Annotated in this window: 17 protein-coding genes; 8 read left to right on the top strand and 9 right to left on the bottom strand. The window is 71.8% G+C overall.

The genetic code is table 11. The features are described from left to right. Nucleotides 1-211: 211 nt before the first annotated feature. From J2X26_RS20395 to J2X26_RS20375, 5 genes are all read left to right on the top strand, one after another. Nucleotides 212-1,324: a LacI family DNA-binding transcriptional regulator gene (locus J2X26_RS20395; protein ID WP_307494536.1), complete on the top strand. Its 1,113-nt coding sequence runs from the start codon at nt 212-214 to the stop codon at nt 1,322-1,324. Then, nucleotides 1,321-2,835, top strand: coding sequence for a mannitol dehydrogenase family protein (locus tag J2X26_RS20390; RefSeq protein ID WP_307494535.1), 1,515 nt, complete (start codon nt 1,321-1,323; stop codon nt 2,833-2,835). The genes J2X26_RS20395 and J2X26_RS20390 overlap by 4 nt, the downstream gene beginning before the upstream one ends. Before the next feature lie 137 nt (nt 2,836-2,972). After that, nucleotides 2,973-4,136 (top strand): Gfo/Idh/MocA family protein, encoded by a 1,164-nt coding sequence (locus J2X26_RS20385; RefSeq protein ID WP_307494534.1) that lies wholly within the window; start codon nt 2,973-2,975, stop codon nt 4,134-4,136. Nucleotides 4,137-4,138: 2 nt separating this feature from the next. Then, nucleotides 4,139-5,020 carry a sugar phosphate isomerase/epimerase family protein gene (locus J2X26_RS20380; protein WP_307494533.1) on the top strand — a complete coding sequence of 294 codons (882 nt, stop codon included), beginning with the start codon at nt 4,139-4,141 and terminating at the stop codon, nt 5,018-5,020. A gap of 25 nt (nt 5,021-5,045) precedes the next feature. Continuing rightward, nucleotides 5,046-5,675 (top strand): HAD-IA family hydrolase, encoded by a 630-nt coding sequence (locus tag J2X26_RS20375; protein WP_307494532.1) that lies wholly within the window; start codon nt 5,046-5,048, stop codon nt 5,673-5,675. Here the strand turns inward: J2X26_RS20375 and J2X26_RS20370 are convergent. From J2X26_RS20370 to J2X26_RS20360, 3 genes are read right to left on the bottom strand one after another with little or no spacing between them, the layout of a single operon-like run. Next, the gene (locus J2X26_RS20370; RefSeq protein ID WP_307494531.1) at nt 5,672-6,817 is read right to left on the bottom strand and encodes an SGNH/GDSL hydrolase family protein; all 1,146 of its coding nucleotides are present in this window, start codon (nt 6,815-6,817) and stop codon (nt 5,672-5,674) included. The two genes, J2X26_RS20375 and J2X26_RS20370, sit on opposite strands and share 4 nt — an antisense overlap. Then, entirely contained in the window at nt 6,817-8,835 is a 2,019-nt protein-coding gene (locus tag J2X26_RS20365) for an FAD-dependent oxidoreductase (RefSeq protein ID WP_307494530.1), read from the bottom strand. The genes J2X26_RS20370 and J2X26_RS20365 overlap by 1 nt, the downstream gene beginning before the upstream one ends. Beyond that, nucleotides 8,835-9,593 (bottom strand): 3-ketoacyl-ACP reductase, encoded by a 759-nt coding sequence (locus tag J2X26_RS20360; protein ID WP_307494529.1) that lies wholly within the window; start codon nt 9,591-9,593, stop codon nt 8,835-8,837. Before J2X26_RS20360 ends, J2X26_RS20365 begins: the two co-directional genes overlap by 1 nt. 119 nt (nt 9,594-9,712) lie before the next feature. Here J2X26_RS20360 and J2X26_RS20355 point away from each other — a divergent pair, with 119 nt between their 5' ends. Together J2X26_RS20355 and J2X26_RS20350 are read left to right on the top strand one after the other, a co-directional pair. Continuing rightward, nucleotides 9,713-10,186, top strand: a complete 474-nt coding sequence (locus J2X26_RS20355; RefSeq protein WP_307494528.1) for a hypothetical protein — start codon at nt 9,713-9,715, stop codon at nt 10,184-10,186. Between the two features lie 48 nt (nt 10,187-10,234). Then, nucleotides 10,235-11,140, top strand: coding sequence for an AEC family transporter (locus J2X26_RS20350; protein ID WP_307494527.1), 906 nt, complete (start codon nt 10,235-10,237; stop codon nt 11,138-11,140). On the opposite strand, the gene J2X26_RS20345 is transcribed toward J2X26_RS20350, so the two are convergent. The 6 genes from J2X26_RS20345 to J2X26_RS20320 form a co-directional block, all read right to left on the bottom strand. Then, nucleotides 11,141-11,797: a class II aldolase/adducin family protein gene (locus tag J2X26_RS20345; RefSeq protein WP_307494526.1), complete on the bottom strand. Its 657-nt coding sequence runs from the start codon at nt 11,795-11,797 to the stop codon at nt 11,141-11,143. 164 nt (nt 11,798-11,961) lie between these two features. Further along, on the bottom strand, nt 11,962-12,735 hold the full coding sequence (locus tag J2X26_RS20340) for an SDR family oxidoreductase (RefSeq protein WP_307494525.1): 774 nt from the start codon (nt 12,733-12,735) through the stop codon (nt 11,962-11,964). A 75-nt stretch (nt 12,736-12,810) separates the two neighbouring features. Beyond that, entirely contained in the window at nt 12,811-14,274 is a 1,464-nt protein-coding gene (locus tag J2X26_RS20335; RefSeq protein WP_307494524.1) for a rhamnulokinase, read from the bottom strand. An 85-nt stretch (nt 14,275-14,359) separates the two neighbouring features. Further along, a complete protein-coding gene (locus tag J2X26_RS20330) occupies nt 14,360-16,399 on the bottom strand; it encodes a bifunctional aldolase/short-chain dehydrogenase (protein WP_439897878.1) in 2,040 nt (679 codons plus the stop codon). After that, on the bottom strand, nt 16,387-17,541 hold the full coding sequence (gene rhaI, locus J2X26_RS20325; protein ID WP_307494522.1) for an L-rhamnose isomerase: 1,155 nt from the start codon (nt 17,539-17,541) through the stop codon (nt 16,387-16,389). The genes J2X26_RS20330 and rhaI overlap by 13 nt, the downstream gene beginning before the upstream one ends. Next, nucleotides 17,538-17,903 carry an L-rhamnose mutarotase gene (locus J2X26_RS20320; protein WP_307494521.1) on the bottom strand — a complete coding sequence of 122 codons (366 nt, stop codon included), beginning with the start codon at nt 17,901-17,903 and terminating at the stop codon, nt 17,538-17,540. The genes rhaI and J2X26_RS20320 overlap by 4 nt, the downstream gene beginning before the upstream one ends. A gap of 265 nt (nt 17,904-18,168) precedes the next feature. Here J2X26_RS20320 and J2X26_RS20315 point away from each other — a divergent pair, with 265 nt between their 5' ends. Beyond that, a complete protein-coding gene (locus tag J2X26_RS20315; protein WP_307494520.1) occupies nt 18,169-19,215 on the top strand; it encodes a LacI family DNA-binding transcriptional regulator in 1,047 nt (348 codons plus the stop codon). Nucleotides 19,216-19,463: the final 248 nt, after the last annotated feature.

Genomic DNA, 19,463 nt, shown 5'->3' with positions numbered 1-19,463 from the left:
ACCAGCACTGGCGCTGCCGTCGTGCACCGCCGAGAGGGTCCTCGATGACGCGCCGTGCAAACGCATTCATCGCACCCAAGCAGGTGAACGGGCTGGCCACAAGCCCCTGGGCGAAGACATCCCGCATGTCGGGACGACACTTGCGACGCGCGGATGCGGCGTGCTGAAATCGCATTCATTCATCCAGGGGTCGAGGCAAGGAGGGACTGTGGTGGTCACGCTGCGCGATGTCGCGCGAGCCGCGGGCGTCTCGCCGGCGACGGCCTCCCGCGCGCTCAGCGCTCCTGATCTCGTCGCCCCAGCCCGCCGGGAGCACGTCCAGCAGGTCGCCCGCGACCTCGGCTACCGGCCCAACCGGGCCGCGCGGGAACTCATCACGGGGCGCACCGGGAACCTGTGCCTCGTGGTGCCGGACCTGGAGAACCCGTTCTTCGCCGCCGTCGCCAAGGGCGTCCAGGCGCGTGCCCGCGCTCTCGGGTTCGCGCTGCTCGTCGCGGACGCCGAGGAGGACCCGCGCCTGGAGACAGAGCTGGTCGGGCACCTCGGTGCCCAGGTGGACGGCGTCATCCTCTGCTCCCCGCGAATGACCGACATCGAGCTCGACCGGCTCGGTCGGGACGTGCTCGACGACGACGTCCCCCTGCTGCTCGTCAACCGGCTGCACGGCGGGCTGCCGTCCGTCGTGATCGACAACGCGGACGGCGTCCGCCAGGCCGTGACGCACCTGTACGCGCTCGGCCACCGCCGGATCGGGTACGCCGGCGGCCCGGTCGGCTCGTGGTCGGACGCGCAGCGCCGTCGCGGGCTCGAGCACGCGTCGCACGGCTTGCGCAGCATCGACGTGGTCGACCTCGGGCACTTCCCTCCCCTCTTCGGCGGCGGCGTGGCTGCCGGCGACCTGGTCGCCGCGAGCGGTGTCACCGCGGTCCTCGCGCACAACGACCTGCTCGCGCTCGGCATCCTGAGCAGGCTGCGCGCGCGGGGTGTGCGCGTTCCCGAGGACGTGTCCGTCGTGGGGTACGACGACATCCCGGCAGCGACCCTGGTCTCGCCGACGCTCACCACGGTCACCGTCCCGCTGGCCCGCCTCGGCCGGGCGGCGGTCGACCTGCTCATCGAGACCGGCTCCGTCCCGACGGCGGCGGAGTCCGCGCTCGCGGCCGCGCTGACGGCGGCCGAGCGGACACGGCACGCGACACCGACGATCACGATCGGTTCCGGGGGTGCGGCCGACGTCCCGGCCTCGGTGCTCATCGGGGTCGAGCTGGTGGTCCGTGCGTCCACCGGCGTGGCGTCCGCACACTCGTCGGCGGCCGGCGAATGACCTCCAGCGCCGGGTCGTCCCGGCTCTCGCGCGCGACCCTTAGCGGCGCCTGCCTGCCGGCCGGCGTGCAGCCGCCCGCCGTCGACCCCGGGGACGTGAGCGTCGGGCTGGTCCACCTCGGGCTCGGTGCGTTCCACCGGGCGCACCAGGCCGTCTTCACCGAGGACGCCGCCGCGGCGACGGGCGAGAACGGGTGGGGCATCCTCGGCGTCACGCAGCGCAGCGCCCGCGTCGTGGAACAGCTCGCACCGCAGGACGGCCTCTACGGCGTCCTGACCAAGGGCACCGCCGAGACGTCGCTGCGACTCGTCGGATCGTTGCGCGACGTGGCGTTCCCGGGGACCGACACCCCTCACGTGCTCAGCACGATCGCCGCGCCGACCACGCACGTCGTGACCCTGACCGTCACCGAGAAGGGGTACCGGCGGGCGGCCGACGGCCGCCCGGACCTGGCCGACCCCGACCTGGCGGCCGACCTCGACGCGCTGGCGGCGGAGCTGAGCGGCGGCCGGACGGATACGGCGGCGCGCTCACCGCTCGGCCTGCTCCTCCGGGGGCTCGCCCTGCGCGCGAGGCACGACGCCGGGAACCTCACCGTGGTCTGCTGCGACAACCTCGCCGACAACGGAGCCGTCCTGGCGACACTCGTCGCCGCGACCCTCGACGCCGTGCCGCACGGGGACCGGCTCCGGGAGTGGGTCGACTCGGCGGTGCGCTTCCCGGGGACGATGGTCGACCGGATCGTGCCCGCGACGACCGACGCGCACCGCGCCGAGGCGCAGTCGCTCCTCGGGCTGAGCGACGCCGGCCTGGTGATCGGCGAACCCTTCACGCAATGGGTCATCCAGGACACGTTCGCGGGGCCGCGCCCGGCGTGGGAGCGCGTCGGGGCGACGCTCACCGCGGACGTCGCACCGTACGAGCGCGCCAAGCTGCGGGTGCTGAACGCCAGCCACTCGACGCTCGCCTACCTCGGGGCACTGCGGGGCCACGCGACGATCGCGCAGGCCGTCGCCGACCCGGCTCTGGAGGCGATCGCCCGGGCTCTCGTCGACGAGGACGTCCTGCCCACCCTCGTCGCACCCGACGGTATGGACCTCGCGCAGTACCGGGACGACGTCCTGTCGCGGTTCGCCAACCCGAACACCGGGCACACCACCGTGCAGGTCGCCATGGACGGCTCGCAGAAGCTGCCGCAGCGGCTGCTCGGCACGGTCCGCGACCGGCTCGACAGCGGGGCGGTGCCGACCGCCGCGGCCGGAGCGGTCGCCGCCTGGATCGCCTACGTGCGGGCGACCTCGCAGGGCGAGCTGGCGGTCGACGGCAAGCAGGTCGGACTCGACGACCCGTTGGCGCCGACCCTCGCCGCGGCCGCCGACGGGCCGCTCGACTCGCTGGCCGACCGGATGCTCGGCGTGCGGGCCGTCTTCGGCGAGGACCTGGCTGGGTCGGACGTCTTCCGGTCGGCCGTCCGCGGCGCGGTCGCGGACCTGGTGAGCATCCGGGCGTAGCCCGACGCCTCCCATCAGGGTCGACCCGACCAGCTGCCGACTTCAGACCCTTGACGGGGTGGCGCACCCGTACGCTACGCTGGAAAGCGCATTCCACACTCCGACCGACATCGCGGTCCAGAACACTCGGAGCACTCATGACGACCCGCACCCTGCGCATCGGGATGAACGGCATCACCGGCCGGATGGGCTACCGCCAGCACCTCGTCCGCTCGATCCTGTCGATCCGCGACCAGGGCGGCGTCACGCTCGAGGACGGCACGCGCGTGCAGGTGGAGCCGATCCTCGTCGGCCGGAACGCCGACAAGGTGCGTGAGCTGGCGGAGCTGCACGGGGTCGAGCACTGGACCACGGACGCAGACGCCGTCATCAACGACCCGACGGTCGACATCTACTTCGACGCCCAGGTGACCAGCCGCCGGTACTCGGCGCTCACCGCGGCGATGAAGGCCGGCAAGCACATCTTCACCGAGAAGCCGACGGCCGAGACGCTGGCGGAGGCGATCGACCTCGCCCGCCTGCGCGAGAGCACGGGCGTCACCGCGGGCGTGGTGCACGACAAGCTCTACCTGCCGGGCCTGGTCAAGCTGCGCCGACTGGTGGACGAGGGCTTCTTCGGCCGGATCCTGTCGCTGCGCGGCGAGTTCGGGTACTGGGTGTTCGAGGGCGACGGCCAGGAGGCCCAGCGCCCCAGCTGGAACTACCGCAAGGAGGACGGCGGCGGCATCGTCGTCGACATGTTCTGCCACTGGAACTACGTGCTGGAGGGCATCCTCGGCACGGTCAAGACGGTGAACGCGCAGACCGCGACGCACATCCCGACGCGCTGGGACGAGCGGGGCACCGCGTACGACGCCACCGCTGACGACGCCGCGTACGGCATCTTCGAGATCGAGACGCCGGGCGGCGACCCGGTGGTCGCGCAGATCAACTCCTCGTGGGCCGTGCGCGTGTACCGCGACGAGCTGGTCGAGTTCCAGATCGACGGCACGCACGGCTCGGCGGTCGCCGGCCTGAACAAGTGCGTCGCCCAGCAGCGCGCGCACACCCCGAAGCCCGTGTGGAACCCGGACCTGCCCGTCACGGAGTCGTTCCGCGACCAGTGGCTCGAGGTGCCGGCGAACGGCGACCTGGACAACGGCTTCAAGCTGCAGTGGGAGGAGTTCCTGCGCGACGTCGTCGCCGGGCGGACCCACCGGTTCGACCTGCTGTCGGCCGCGCGCGGCGTGCAGCTCGCCGAGCTGGGCCTGCAGTCGTCAGCGGAGGGCCGTCGTCTCGACGTCCCGTCGATCACGCTGTGAGCATGCAGAGCGCCGACCTCTCCCGGCTGTCGCTCAACACGGCGACCACGAAGTCGTGGACCTTGCGCGAGGCCGTCGACGGCACGGTCCGTGCCGGCCTGCCGGCGATCGGCGTGTGGCGTGACCGCGTGCAGGAAGCGGGGGTCGGCGAGGCCGCGAAGATCATCGCCGACGCCGGCCTGCGGGTCTCGTCGCTGTGCCGCGGCGGGTTCCTGACCGCGGACGACGACGCGGCCGCGACGGCTGCGCTCGACGACAACCGCCGCGCGATCGTCGAGGCGGCCACGCTCGGGACGCGCGAGCTGATCATGGTGGTCGGCGGGCTGCCGGCCGCGAGCGCCCCCGGCGGACCCGCGCTCCCGGGGACGGCCGGACGCGACATCGTGGGCGCCCGCCAGCGGGTGGCGGACCGGATCGGGGAGCTCGCACCGTTCGCGGCCGGGCACGGTGTCCGGCTGGTCCTGGAGCCGCTGCACCCGATCTTCGCCGCCGACCGGGCGGTCATCTCGACGCTGGGCCAGGCGCTCGACATCGCGGAGCCGTACCCGGCGGACGTCGTCGGCGTCGTGGTCGACACGTACCACGTGTGGTGGGACCCGGACCTCCAGCGGCAGATCGCCCGGGCAGGCGCGTCGGGCCGCATCGCGAGCTACCAGGTGTGCGACTGGACGCTCCCCCTCGCGGTCGACGCCCTGCTCTCCCGCGGGCACGTGGGCGACGGGTACATCGACTTCGCGACGATCACGCGGTGGGTCGCCGAGACCGGGTACGCCGGTGACGTCGAGGTGGAGATCTTCAACCAGTCCATCTGGGACACCCCGGGCGACGAGACGGTCGCGACGCTGGCCGACCGGTACGTGCGGCTCGTCCTGCCGTACCTCTGATCGACAGCCCGCTAGCGTCTCGACAGTGCCCGCACCCGACGCAGCGGCCGTGCTGTTCGACGTCGACGGCACGCTCGTCGACGCGGTCGCCAACCAGCGGCGCATCTGGGCGACCTGGGCGGATCGGTTCCGGCTGGACGGTGACGAGGTCTACTCCGTCGCTCTGCGAACACGGCCCGTCGAGACAGCGGCGCACTTCCTCCCGGAGGCGGACCGAGCGCGCGCCGTCGAACACTTTCACCGTCTGGAGGACGACGACGTGCACCAGGGCCAGTACAAGGCGTTCACCGGGGTGCACCAGTTGCTGCGCGACCTCGAGCCCGACCGATGGGCACTGGTGACGGCCAACCTTCGCCGACGAGTCGAGGGCCGCTTCCGCCGGTTGGCCCTGCCCGTCCCCAGGGTGATCGTGGACGCCGAGTCGACCGTGCACGGGAAACCTCACCCCGCGCCGTACCTCGCGGCCGCGGCTGCCCTGGGCGTCGTGCCCGCCCGATGCCTCGTGGTCGAGGACTCGGCCTCCGGGGTCGCCGCGGGCCTCGCCGCGGGGATGACCGTGTGGACTGTCAACGGCCCTGTTCCGCTCCGGGGTGCACATCGGCACTTTCCTGCGCTGTCGGATGCTGCGCCCGACGTCCTGAGGTTCGTCGGCTAGCTCGTCACCAGTGGCCGGAGCACCGCGGCGAACCGCGTTCCGATCAGCCGGTGGGCGTCCGCGTCGGGGTGCATGAGGTCGCGCATCGGGAGGTCGTCCCAGTCGGGCCAGCCGTAGAGGGACGCGCCGTCGACGTAGCTCAGCGCGCCGTCGGCACGCGCGTCGACGACCGACCGCAGCACCGACCGGATGACCGTCAGGGTCAGCTTGCCGTCGGCGACCTCGGACGCGTGGCCGGTGGTGCGGAACACCGACGGGTCGGCCGGGTCGAGCGACGTGGGTCCCGGGGTGGTCTCGACGAGCGGGCACAGGAGCGGCGAGACGACCACCAGCGGCGTCGTCGGATGTCCCTCGCGGATGGTGTCGAGGAAGCCGTGCACCGCGGGGGCGAACGCACGCAGGTGGATCGCGTCGTGGTTGACCACGTTGATGCCGAGCTTGAGGGTGATGACGTCGGCGGGCTGGTCGCGGATGGCGCGGGCGACGAACGGGTCGAGGACGGCGTTGCCGGAGAACCCGAGGTTGACCAGGTCCAGTCCGGCGATGCGGGCGGCGACCATCGGCCAGGCGCCGAGGGCCGACGCGGCACCGGCGCCGTGGCTGATCGACGAGCCGTGGTGGACCCAGCGACGGCCGACCACCGCGCTCGGCGCCGACACGGGCGCGTCGGTGGTCAGCGCGACGAGCCGCGTGGTCTCGCCGGGAGGAAGCCAGATCTCGACGTCCCGCTCGACGGTGCCGTCGCCGCCGAGCACCAGGTCCACGACCCCGGCGGGACCGGGTCGCACCGCGGTCGTCCCGGCGAGTGGATCGAGCACGAGGACGCCGGCCGCAGAGGCCACGGCCGACGGCTGGGGCACCACGACCCCGTCGACGAGGACGTCGTAGGGCTGGGGCTCGCCGGCGGGTGCGGGATCGACTGCGACGCGAAGGACGGCGACCTTGAGGGAAGCGTGACGAGCCGACGACCGGAACCGCAGCCGGACACCGGACGCCTGCGACTCGACCATGGCCATGAAGTCGTCGGGGAACTGCGGACGCGCCCACAGGGGCAGCCGGTGCGGCAGGAGCCCGGACGGCCCCTCCTCCACCCACGACGCCCCGCGGATCTCGACGCGAGGATCCGGCAGAGCGATGCGCATCAGTGGATGTTCCCGTGCTCGCGGAACTCCCGCCAGACGTTCTCGAAGAAGTCGTCGTCCTCGGGGATCGGCCGCCGCGGTCGCCAGCGGAACACGGGCTCGCCGGCGGGGTCGTCCGCGTCGCGGGGAACGACGGCCCGCCAGCCAGGAGCCGGCACCCACGACGTCTCCTGCACCTCGTCGTCGAGCGCGCCGCCGTCCAGGGTGAACCGGAACACTGATGGGAGCTCGGTGAGGCCGTGCGGGATGGCGCCGTCGGGATCGGTGTAGAGGACCGACCCGCGCGACCGGCCGCCGTGCGCGACATAGTCGGCCATCGCCGAGAGGTACACGTACGCGCTGGTCAGGATGTCGCGGACGAGGAAGGTGCGGTTGATCGAGCGGCGCGACGACGCGTCGGCGGACACCGTGGACTCGTACGACGAGAGCCAGGCGTGGACCTGGACCAGCGCCTCCTGGATCGACTCCGCGGAGCGCACCGGGCCGGCCTTGGCGCTCATGAGCACCTGGACCTCGCGCAGCAGGTCGCCGGTGTTGTCGGGGATCCCGGAGGCAGCGCGTGCCGAGGACGCCGCGACGAGCGCGACCGCGGCGTCGAGCACCGGGGCGGCGGCGGCGTCAAACGGACGCGGAGCGGCACCGCGACGGGCCGCGATGAACTGCGCCGCCCTGGTCGCGCCGACCTGCCCGCTGTTCAGCGCCGCACCGCCGGGCCGGTAGACCCCGTGCGCGCCGCCGGCCTCGCCGACCGGGAAGAAGCCCTCGATGTTCGACTGCCACCAGGCGTCGACCACGAGCCCGCCGTTGTTGTGCTGCGCGCAGACGTCGACCTCGAGCATGGTGGTCTCGAGGTCCACGTACGGGTTCTTGCCCAGGTAGAACTGGTACGCGGGCTCGTTCATGCGCCGCAGCCGCTCGATGGGCGTGCCGAACAGGACGCCCGCGCGGTCGAGGTACTCGTGGGCCTCGGGGCTCAGGGCAGTCGGGTCGAAGTCGGAGTGGACCGGGTTCCGACGGAAGTCGAGGAACACCCGCCGCCCGCGCAGCACCGTCTCCCGGTAGACCAGCAGGTCGATCAGCGACGAGCCGTCCATGGCCTTCCGGATGTCGAACGGCCACTGGTAGCCCTTGAGGAACACCAGCGACATGAGCTGCCCGTAGTCGGGTATGGCTTCCGTGAGAAATTCGCGCGGGTCCTCTCCAGAGGCGTCCGTCGAGATGAACGTCGGGATGACCTGCATGTACGTGCCGGACACGTTCCAGCGCGGGTGCGTCGAGGCCAGCCCGAACTGCCACTCGGTGAGGTTCTTGCCGTGCACGCCCGCGCGGTACGCGGCGCCGGACGCACCCCACTGGCCATTGGGGAAGACGCGCGTGGCGTACATCCCGGCCGGGCCGCCGGTCGCGTAGACGATGTTGGTGCACCGGAACAGCAGGAACGGGGACTCGACACCGTCGTGCGGCACGTCGGTGCGCAGCACCAGCAGCCCCGCCACGGCCCCGTCGGAGACGATCACGTCGACCACCCGGCACTCGTCGTAGATGCGGGTGCCGTTGCGGTGGACCTTCTTCTCCAGCTGCTCCACCATCGAGCGGCTGGTGTACGGGCCGACGGACGTGGCGCGCCGACGAGGGTCGTGGTCGGTCTTGTAGCCGATGAACTCGCCGTACCGGTTCTGCGGGAACGGCACGCCGAGGTCGCACAGGCGCAGGAACCCACGAGCAGAGAGGGCGGCTTCCGCCAACGCGTTGTCGCCGTCCATCGCCCCGCCGGAGTACAGCGTCTCGGCCATCTCCCGCACGGAGTCGCCGTCGCCGCCCGAGAGCGTGAGCTTGTAATAGGTCTGCTTGTCGGAGCCCGCGTTGCGCGACGATCCGGCGTTGACCTTGTCGGCGACCATGACGATGTCCGTCTGGCCGAGCTCCCACAGCCGGTCGGCCGCGCAGAACCCGGCAGAGCCGGTGCCGACGACGACGGTGTTGACGGTGACGACTGGCACACCCTGCAGCGACGTCATCACAGCACCGGGATGTGCATGCCGCCGTCGACGTGGAACACCTCGCCGGTCGAGTACGGGGTCTGACCGGACGCGAGGATCGAGACCGCGCCGGCGACGTCGGACGGTCGGCCCCACCGGTTGATGGGCGCGAGGCCCTCGGCGATCAGGGCGTCGTACTTCTCGGTGACGCCCGCGGTCATGTCGGTGGCGATCACCCCGGGCCGCACCTCGTAGACGACGATCCCCTCGGGCGCGAGGCGCACGGCGAACAGCTGCGTGGCCATGGCGACGCCGGCCTTGGAGATGCAGTAGTCGCCGCGGTTGGTGGAGACGGTGGTGGCGGAGATGCTCGACACGTTGATGACGGTGGCGCGGGGCAGGTTCGTTGAACCGAGCGCGATCACCTTGTTCGCGAACGTCTGCGTCAGGAAGTACGGCCCGCGCAGGTTGATGCCCAGCACCCGGTCGAAGCTCTCGGCGCCGGCCTCGAGGAGGTCCGCCCGCACGCTGGGAGCGACCCCGGCGTTGTTCACCAGCAGGTCGAGGCGACCCCAGGCCTCGACCGCGTCGTCGACGAACCGGGCGTGGTCCTCGAGGTCGGCCACCGAACCGCGCACGTAGCGGACCCGGCCTGGGGCGTCGAGCGACTCCAGCAGCTCGGTCGGCTCCTCGCGTGTGGCCAGGATCGAGACTGCGAACCCGTCGGCGAGCAGCCGCTGCGTGATTCCGAGGCCGATCCCCCGATTGCCCCCGGTGACCAGTGCGACTGCCGGCATCGTTGCCCTACCTCCGTGTGCGGGACGCACGTCTGACCTGCGCGTCGGAACCGATCGTGCCATGTCAGATGCCGTTCAGGCAAGCGCTTTCCGGCACCGGTCCGGCTTACGCTCGACCGATGTCGCGCGCCACCTCGTCACCCGTCCGCCGACGGTTGTGGTCGTTGGCCACGGGCGAGCTGGCCAGCATCGTCGTGCTGCCCTGGGTCGCCTACGGCTTGATCGGGCTACCCCGGTCGCCGGCCAATGTGCTAGGCACCGCGCTGGCGCTGTTCATCCTGCTGCAGGGGTCCGTGTACTGGCTGCTGAAGCTCCGTCGGCCGGCGGCGCCGGCGGGGATGGGCGTCTACGCGATCCTGCGCCGGATCAACTGGGCACTGCTCGGCATCGTGCTCGGCGTCCTCGTCGCGGCGCTGGTGAGGGGACCGGCCGACCAGGCGCTGCCGGGCCTCGCGTTCTGGGTGCTCGCAGTCCTGGAACAGGTCAACTACTTCCACACCCAGCTCATGTACGACACAGCAGCGGACCGCCGACGTCTGCGCGCGTCCGGCCTGCAGCCCGCCCACCTCGGGCGCGACATCGCGCGACGCTGATCCTGCAAGGATCGACGCCGTGATCCCCCGACCCCGCCCGGCGACCTGATGGGCGCAGTCATCACCGCACTCGCCACGATGGGGGCCGTCGTCGCGCTCGGCTGGTTCCTGGCCCGCCGGCGCGTGCTGGGCGAGCGCGCCGCGCCGGTGCTCGCGCGCGTCGTGTTCGCGGTGGCCACCCCGGCGCTGCTGCTCACCACGGTCGCGCACGCCGACCTGCACCTGCTGCTGTCCCGCCAGGCCGTCGTCACCTGGACGTCCACGGTGGCCGTCGCGCTCGTCGCGGTCCTCGTCCTGCGGTTCGCCCTGCGTCGACCGGCCGCCGACATCACCGTCGGAACGCTCGCGTCGTCCTACGTCAACGCCGGCAACGTCGGCCTCCCGCTGGCCGTCTACCTGCTAGACGACGCGGTCGCCGTCGTCCCGACCTTGCTCTTTCAGCTCCTCGTCCTGGCTCCGATCGCCTTCGCGGTGCTCGACCGAGGCTCCCGCAGCGGGTCCGTGCTGCGGCGGACCCTGAGCAACCCGATCATCGTCGGCACGCTCCTCGGCCTCGTCCTGGCGGCGCTGCCCTGGTCGCTGCCGGAGGTCGTGTACGAGCCGTTCCGCCTGGTCGGGGCCGCGGCCGCACCGCTCGCTCTCCTCACCTTCGGCATGGCGCTCGCCGTGCCGCGGACGGTCGACTCCGCGGCACCGCGCGCCGACCTGACGCTCGCGGTGAGCCTGCGCGCCCTGGTGCACCCGCTCCTCGCGTGGGGACTGGGCACGGCCCTCGGCCTGCCGCCGCAGGCGCTGCTCGCGGTCGTCGCGATGGCCGCCCTGCCGACCGCGCAGAACGTCCTCGTCTACGCGATGCAGTACCGGCACGGCGAGGCGCTCGCGCGGGACGCCGGACTCGTGACGACCGTGCTGTGCGTACCGGTGCTGCTGGTCGTCGCGGCGACCCTGGGCTGACTACGGCAGCCGGGCGCCCTCGGGCACGGCGATGCGGTCGTAGACCAGCACGTTCGGCACGCCGGCAAGGCTCGCGTGGTGCAGCACCTCGGCGTTCTCCTCGACGGCCACGGCCACCTTGAACGCGAGCTCGAGCGTGGTGCCGACGGCCAGCAGCCCGTGGTTGGCCCACACGACCGCGTTGACGGTGTCGCCCATGAGGTCGGCGCTGCGCCGACCGAACTCGGCGTGCGTCGAGAACTCGAACGGCATCACCGGGACCGGCCCCTTGGCGTAGAGCACCATGTTGAGCAGCACCGGGTCGATGGTCCGGCCGAGCACGCCGAGCACGTTCACGAAGGTGGACTCGGTGTGCACGATCGCCTGGACCTCCGGGCGGCGGCGGTAGTGCGCGAGGTGCACGGGCAGCTCGGTCGACGGCAGCATGCTCCCCTCGAGGACGTTCCCGTCGAGGTCGACGACCACCAGGTCCTCGGGCGTCATGAGGTCGTACCGCACGCCGGACGGCGTGATGACGATCGCCTCGTCGCTCAGGCGGACGCTGATGTTCCCCTGCGTGTTGAAGTTCAGGCCGGCGCGGACGGACTCGCGGCAGTAGTAGAGGATCTCGTCGCGCACGGGCGCGGTCGCGCGTGCGGCGCGGTGGGACTGCAGCATGTCGACGTCCTTCGATCGATGAATCGTTTCATGAGGATTCTGTCGCGACCCCCGCCTCCACAACGAGGGACCTTCGTCCCTGGGTGCACCGAGGCGCGCGCCGGACGATGTCTGGACCGGCGCGCGGACCCGTCCCGAGCGGCCCCGCGCGCCGGTCTCCACGCTCACCAGGTGCTGTCGCCGCGGATCACCACGTCGGAGCCGCCGTCGACGAAGACGAGCTGGCCGCACACGTGCGTGTTCTCCTCGCTGACCAGCCACGCGAGCAGCCGGGCCGGTACCTCGGCCTGCATGTAGCCGTTCAGCGGCATCGGCACCACGTCCGCCATCGCGGCGCGCTGCTCCTCGCTGGCGATCAGGTCGGCGGTCATCGGCGTCTCGACGATCCCGGGGCCGATCCCGTTCAGCGGGATGCCCGTACCAGCCCACTCCGGCGTCGCTGCGTGCCGGCGCATCCAGCGGCTGAGCGCCACCTTGGTCGACGAGTAGATCAACGCGCCGAGGTCGGCGTCGACCAGCTCCTGCGCCCGCTCCAGCGCCTTGGACTCGTCGCCGGCCAGGGCCAGCTCGACCAACAGGTCGTCGTGCGGCATCAGGCTCGCCATCGAGCTGGTGAGCGCCGCGCGGGGAGCCGACGAGCCGACCAGGAGGGGCCGCAACCCGTCGAGCGTCGCGACGCAGCCGTAGAAGTTCACGGCGACGGTCGCGGGGCTGGACAGGGCCAGGCCGGCGTTCGCGACGACGGCGTCGATGGTGCCCCCGCTGAGGGCGCGCACGTCCTCGACCATGGCCGCCCGGCCGGCGACGGTCGAGAGGTCCGCGACGACCTCCGCGTCGTGCAGGTCCACGCCGATGACCCGGTCACCCCGGTCGCGCAGGATCTCTGCGGTCGCGAGCCCGATGCCCGATGCCGATCCCGTGATGACGACGGTACGCATGACCACTCCTTCGGGACTGGGCCCGACGCCTTCGGGGGGCCTCGTCTCCACGCTAGGAAGGAGCGGGTCTGCGGACTACGGACCTTCGACCCGGTGCTCGGCAGCAGCCCACTGCCGGTCGGTCGGACCACCGGTCGCCCCGGGCTCGTAGCGCCGGAGCTCGAGGCCTTGCGCGCCCACCGCCCGCAGGTCCGCGAGCCCGCCGGAGAGCACCCCGGCGGCCCGTGCCTGCACCAGCACGTTGCCCAGCGCGGCACCCTCGACGGGCCCCGCGACCACCGACAGACCCGTCGCGTCCGCAGTGAGCTGGCACAGCAGCTCGTTGCGCACCCCCCCGCCGACCACGTGCACGACGCTGACGTCCTTGCCCGCGAGCGCCGACGACTGCCGGACGGCCCGCCGGTAGGCGAGCGCGAGCGAGTCGAGGATGCAGCGGACCGTCTCGGCCTGCGACTGCGGCGGCGTCTGCCCGGTCCGTTCGGCCTCGGCGGCGATACGGGCGGGCATGTCGCCCGGCGGCAGGAACGCCGGACCGTCGACGTCGACCACCGTGGTCAGCGCCGGTACGCGGGCGGCTGCCGCGAGCAGGTCGGGCAGGTCGGCAGGGAGCCCGGCCTCGTTCCAGGTGCGCAGGGACTCCTGGAGCACCCACAGCCCCATGACGTTGCGCAGGTACCGGACCGTGCCGTCGACCCCGGCCTCGTTGGTGAAGTTGGCGGCGCGGCTGGCCTCGGTGAGCACTGGTCGGTCCAGCTCGAGGCCCACCAGCGACCAGGTCCCGCAGGAGATGTAGGCGAAGTCGTCGCCGACGGCCGGCACGGCGACGACGGCCGAGGCGGTGTCGTGCGAGCCGACGGTCCACACCGGCACGGTCCCGTGCAGGCCGACGTCCGCGCGCACGTGGCCGAGCAGCGCACCCGGGTCGAGCAGCGGGGGGAGCAGGGTGCTGTCGATCCCCAGCCGCTCCGCCAGGTCGGTCGCCCACGTCCGCGTCGACGCGTCGAGCAGGCCGGTGGTCGACGCGTTGGTCACCTCCGCGACGCGCGCGCCGGTCAGCCAGCAGCCCAGCAGGTCCGGGATCAGCAGAGCGGTCTGCGCTGCGGCGAGCGCCGCGGTGCCCTGCGCGGCGACCAGCTGGAACACGGTGTTGAACGGCTGCACCTGCAGGCCGGTCCGGGCGTACAGCTCGGCTGCGGGGATCGTCGCGAAGACCGTGTCCGGGACTCCGTCGGTGCGCGCGTCGCGGTAGTGGAACGGGTTGCCCACCAGGGCGCCGTCGCGGTCGAGGAGCCCGTAGTCCACCGCCCACGAGTCGATGCCGACGCCGCTGAGCACCCCCGCCTCGCGGCCCGCGGCCCGCAGCCCGTCGAGCACGCCCCGGTAGAGCCCGAGCACGTCCCAGTGCAGCGCACCCGCCAGCTGGACGGGTCCGTTCGGGAACCGGTTGACCTCGTGCAGCGACACCCGCCCGCCGTCGACGGTCCCGACGATGACCCGGCCCGACGAGGCCCCGAGGTCGACGGCGGCGAACGCGCTCACCGCGCCGCCCCGCCGAGTGCGGCAGTCCGCGACGAGCGCGGCAGTCGGAACTGCCGCGCTCGTCGCAGAGTGCCGTTCTGGTGGCTCATCGCAGGAAGGCCGCCGCAACGCCGGAGTCGACCGGGATGTGCAGACCGGTGGTCTGCACCAGGTCGGGGCCGGTCAGCGCGAAGACCGCCGCGGCGACGTGCTCGGGCAGGACCTCGCGCTTGAGCAGGGTCCGTTGGGCGTAGTAGGCACCCAGCTCCTCCTCGGGCACCCCGTAGGTGGCGGCGCGCTGGGCGCCCCAGCCGCCGGCGAAGATCCCCGACCCGCGCACGACACCGTCGGGGTTGACCCCGTTGACCCGGATCCCGTGCCCGCCCAGCTCGGCGGCGAGCAGGCGGACCTGGTGGGCCTGGTCGGCCTTGGTCGCCGAGTACGCGATGTTGTTCGGCCCCGCGAACAGGGAGTTCTTCGAGGCGATGTAGACGATGTCCCCGCCCATGTCCTGGGCGATCATCGCCCGGGCCGCCTCACGGGCGACCAGGAACGAGCCGCGGGCCATCACGTCGTGCTGCAGGTCCCAGTCCTTGACGGTGGTGTCCAGCAGCGGCTTGGAGATGGACAGCCCGGCGTTGTTCACGACCAGGTCGACACCACCGAACGCGAGTGCCGTCGACGCGATGAGCCGGGCGATGTCCTCCTCGGAGGTCACGTCGGCCTGCACCGCGATGGCCACGTCCGGACCTCCCAGTGACGCGGCGACCTCGGAGGCGCCCTCCAGGTTGAGGTCCGCGACGACCACGCACGCGCCCTCGGCGGCGAGCCGCTCGGCGATCGCCCGCCCGATGCCCGACCCCGCCCCGGTGACCAGTGCGACCCGGGTGGCCAGCGGCTTGGGCTTGGGCATCCGCGCGAGCTTGGCCTCCTCCAGCGCCCAGTACTCGATCCGGAACTTCTCCGCCTCGCCGATCGGCACATACGTGCTGATCGCCTCGGCGCCGCGCATCACGTTGATCGCGTTGACGTAGAACTCCCCCGCCACCCGCGCGGTCTGCTTGTCCTTGCCGAACGAGAACATCCCCACCCCGGGCACCAGCACGATCGCCGGGTCCGCCCCACGGATCGCCGGGCTGTCCTCGGTGGCGTTGCGGTCGTAGTAGCCCTGGTAGTCCGCCCGGTACAGGGCGTGCAGCTCCTTGAGCCGGCCCACGACCTCCTCGATCGGCGCGTCCGAGGGCAGGTCCACGACCAGCGGCTTGACCTTGGTGCGCAGGAAATGGTCCGGGCACGACGTGCCCAGCTCGGCCAGACGCGGCAGCGCAGCGCGAGACACGAAGTCCAGCACGACGTCCGAGGAGGTGTAGTGACCGACCTGCGGCCTGTCCGTCGAGGCCAGCCCACGGATCACCGGCGCGAGCGCGGCCGCACGAGCCCGCCGCTCCTCGTCGCCAAGCGGGCTGACGACCACCTCACCGAACGGGTGCGGGCCTGCCGCGAGCTTCTCCGCGATGAACGCCTCGGCGGTCCGCACGATCTCCAGCGACCGCTCCTCGGCCTCCTCGGAGGTGTCACCCCAGGCGGTGATGCCGTGCCCGCCCAAGATGCAGCCGATGGCCTGCGGGTTCTTCTCCTTGATCTCCGCGATGTCCAGCCCGAGCTGGAACCCCGGCCGACGCCACGGCACCCACACGACCGAGTCCCCGAAGACCTCCTGGGTCAGCGCCTCGCCGTCGGCGGCCGTCGCGAACGCGATCCCCGAGTCCGGGTGCAGGTGGTCCACGTGCACCGCGTCGACCAGCGCGTGCATCGCCGTGTCGATCGACGGCGCCGCACCCCCCTTGCCGTGCAGGCAGTAGTCGAACGCCGCGACCATCTCGTCCTCACGGTCCACGCCCGGGTAGACGTCGACCAGCGCACGCAGCCGGTCCAGCCGCAGCACCGCCAGGTTCTTCTCCGTCAACGTGCCCAGATCACCACCCGAGCCCTTGACCCAGAGCAGCTCGACATCCGTACCCGTGACCGGATCCGTCGCGGTGCCCTTCGCGGAGGTGTTCCCACCCGCGTAGTTCGTGGTCCGCGGGTCCGCCCCGAGCCTGTTGGACCGTGCGACCAGCTCTTCTGCGACGCTCATGCTCCCCATCCCGCCTGGTTGCCACCGACGCGCTCGGCGACGATCTTCTCCGCGTACCCCGACGCCTTGTACGCCCCGATCGGGTCGGGATCGAGGCCTTGCGACTCCCGCAGGTCCGCGAGCAGCGGCCGGACATCCGTGTTGAAGGCATCCATGACCAGGCCGTTGGCGCCGAGCACGTCACCGGCCGTCTGCGCCTCCAGCAGCGCGTCGGCGTCGACCAGCAGCGCCTTCGCCGTGGCCTCCTGCACGTTCATGACCGAGCGGATCTGCCCGGGGATCTTCGGCTCGATGTTGTGGCACTGGTCGAGCATGAAGTTGACCCCGCTCGTGGGTGCCAGGGCACCCGACTGCACGATCTCGTGCATGATCCGGAACAGCTGGAACGGGTCCGCGGAGCCGACCATGAGGTCGTCGTCGGCGTAGAACCGGGAGTTGAAGTCGAACGCACCCAGGCGGCCCGCCCGCAGCAACTGGGCGACGATGAACTCGATGTTGGTCCCCGGCGCGTGGTGCCCGGTGTCCAGCACGACGAACGCACGGTCCCCCAGCGCCAGGCAGTGCAGCAGCGACGTGCCCCAGTCGGGGATGTCCATCGAGTAGAACGCGGGCTCGAAGAACTTGTACTCGAGGATCAGCCGGTGGTTCGGGTCGAGGGCCGCGTAGATCTCGGCGAGCGAGTCCGCGAGCCGGTCCTGCCGGGCGCGCAGCGAGTCCTGGCCGGGGTAGTTGAGGCCGTCGGGCAGCCAGAGCTTGAGGTCCGTGGAGCCGGTGGCGCGCATGACGTCGATGCACTGCAGGTGGTGCGCGACAGCCTTCGCCCGCACGCTCGCCGACGGGTGCGTCAGCGAGCCGAGCATGTAGTCGTCGTCCTGGAACAGGTTCGAGTTGATCGCCCCGATGGACACGCCCTGCTCCTTGGCGTGGCGCGCGAGGTCGTCGTAGTCGTCGACCAGGTCCCACGGGATGTGCAGGCTGACCCGCGGCGCCACGCCCGTGTACCGGTGCACCTGCGCCGCGTCGGCGATCTTCTCGTACGGGTCGCGCGGGACGCCCTGCTGGGCGAACACCTTGAACCGGGTGCCGGAGTTGCCGAACGCCCAGGACGGGAGCTCGATCGTCTGCTGTCGGAGGACATCCTGGATGGTCATGCGCGGAGCTCCTGGGGGTGGGTGGCGAGGCCGGCCGCACGCAGCTGGTCCTCCAGGTGGAACACCTCGTCGAGGACCCGGAAGCCCTCGTCGGGGTTGCCGTCGTCGACGAAGAACTCGCTCATCTCGGCCTGCCAGCGCGGGTTGACCGCGGTGCGGGTCATGGCCTCCTGGGCGGCGGCGTAGTCGTCGGTCTCGAGGTAGCCGACGAGCAGGCCGTCACCGGACAGGAACAGCGAGTAGTCGCGCCAGCCGGTGTCACGCAGGGCCTCGAGCATCTCGGGCCACACGGCGGCGTGCCGGGACCGGTACTCGTCCAGCCGGTCGGGCCGGACGCGGGACACGAAGCACACGCGGGTCATGCGCCGCCTACCTTTCTCGTATCAACGTTGAAACGATTCATGCACTCTAAGTAAGCGTTTACCGCGGTGTCAAGGGTAGGCCCCGGGAGCGACTTTGCGGGAGAGCTTCCTTGAACTCGATGAATCGATTCACTATCCTGCACCGTACGCGTCCGACCCGGCAGCCACAAGAGGCGTGGTGCAGCGAGGCACCCACGACGGCCGGCGCGGGGCAACTACCATCGGGCGCACGCGCGATGGGTTTCGACGGAGAGGACGACGGTCGATGTCGACGACGACACGGGGACGCGCGGACCGCCGACCCTCCATCACGGACGTCGCCAAGCGGGCCGGAGTCTCCGTCGGCACCGTCTCCAACGTGCTGAACCGCCCCGACCAGGTCAGCGACACCACCCGCGACCGCGTGCTCGTGGCCATCGAGGAGCTGCAGTTCGTCCGCAACGCCTCCGCCCGGCAGCTGCGCGCGGGGACCATCCAGACCGTCGGCGCCATCGTGCTCGACATCGCCAACCCGTTCTTCACGGAGGTCGCCCGCGGCGTCGAGGACCGGCTGGCCGCCGACGAGTACACCCTCATGCTCAGCTCGTCCGACGAGGACCCCGAGCGCGAGGCCCGGTACCTGCGGCTGTTCGAGGAGCACGGCGTGCAGGGCGTCATGGTCACTCCGTCCGCCGGCTCGCTGGACGCCCTGCTGGCCCTGCGGGACCGGGGCATCGACGTGGTCCTGCTCGACACCACGTCCCCGGTCGACGACATCTCCTCGGTCGCGGTCGACGACGTGCGCGGCGGCGCCCTGGCCGTCGAGCACCTGGTCAGCCTCGGGCACACCCGTATCGCGTTCATCAACGGGCCCCAGACCATCAAGCAGTGCGTCGACCGTCGCGAGGGCGTGCTCGCCGCGCTCACCGCCGCCGGGCTCGACCCCTCCGCGGCGCTCGTCGAGATCACCATCGGCTCGCTGAACGCCGAGGGCGGCGAGGACGGGGTCAACCGGCTGCTCGCGGCCGACGGCGACCGGCCGACCGCGATGTTCTGCGTCAACGACCTCACCGCGCTAGGCGCCCTGCGCGCGCTGCGGGCCCACGGCGTCGCGATCCCCGCCGAGATGGCCGTGGTCGGGTACGACGACGTCGTGTTCGCGTCGATGCTCACCGTGCCGCTGACGTCCGTCCGCCAGCCGACGCACCAGCTGGGCTGGACCGCCGCCGACCTGCTCCTGCGCCAGCGCTCGGAGGGCTCGACGTTCCAGCACCAGCGCATCCAGTTCCAGCCGGAGCTGGTGGTCCGGGGCTCGTCGGACCCCTCGGCCTGAGCCCGGGCCGACGCACGCGCGAGGACGACCCAGCCGACCCCGTCGGCTGAGCCGATCTCGTCCGTCACGCCCGAACTCATCAGTCCCGGCCGAACTCGTCGCTCGCAGCCGAACTCGTCGGTTGCAACAGACGAGTTCGGCTCGGTGTGACGAGCTCGCGACACGGTGTAGCGCGGGATCGCGGGCGGGGCGGATGGACGGATCGGTAGGCAAGCGCTTACCGTTGATTGAGTCGATTCATGCAGGCA

The organism is Cellulomonas humilata, assembly GCF_030814415.1.
Lineage (GTDB): Bacteria > Actinomycetota > Actinomycetes > Actinomycetales > Cellulomonadaceae > Cellulomonas > Cellulomonas humilata_A.
Note: the sequence above shows the minus strand (reverse complement) of the source record. Positions and strands in the feature narration are given on the sequence as shown.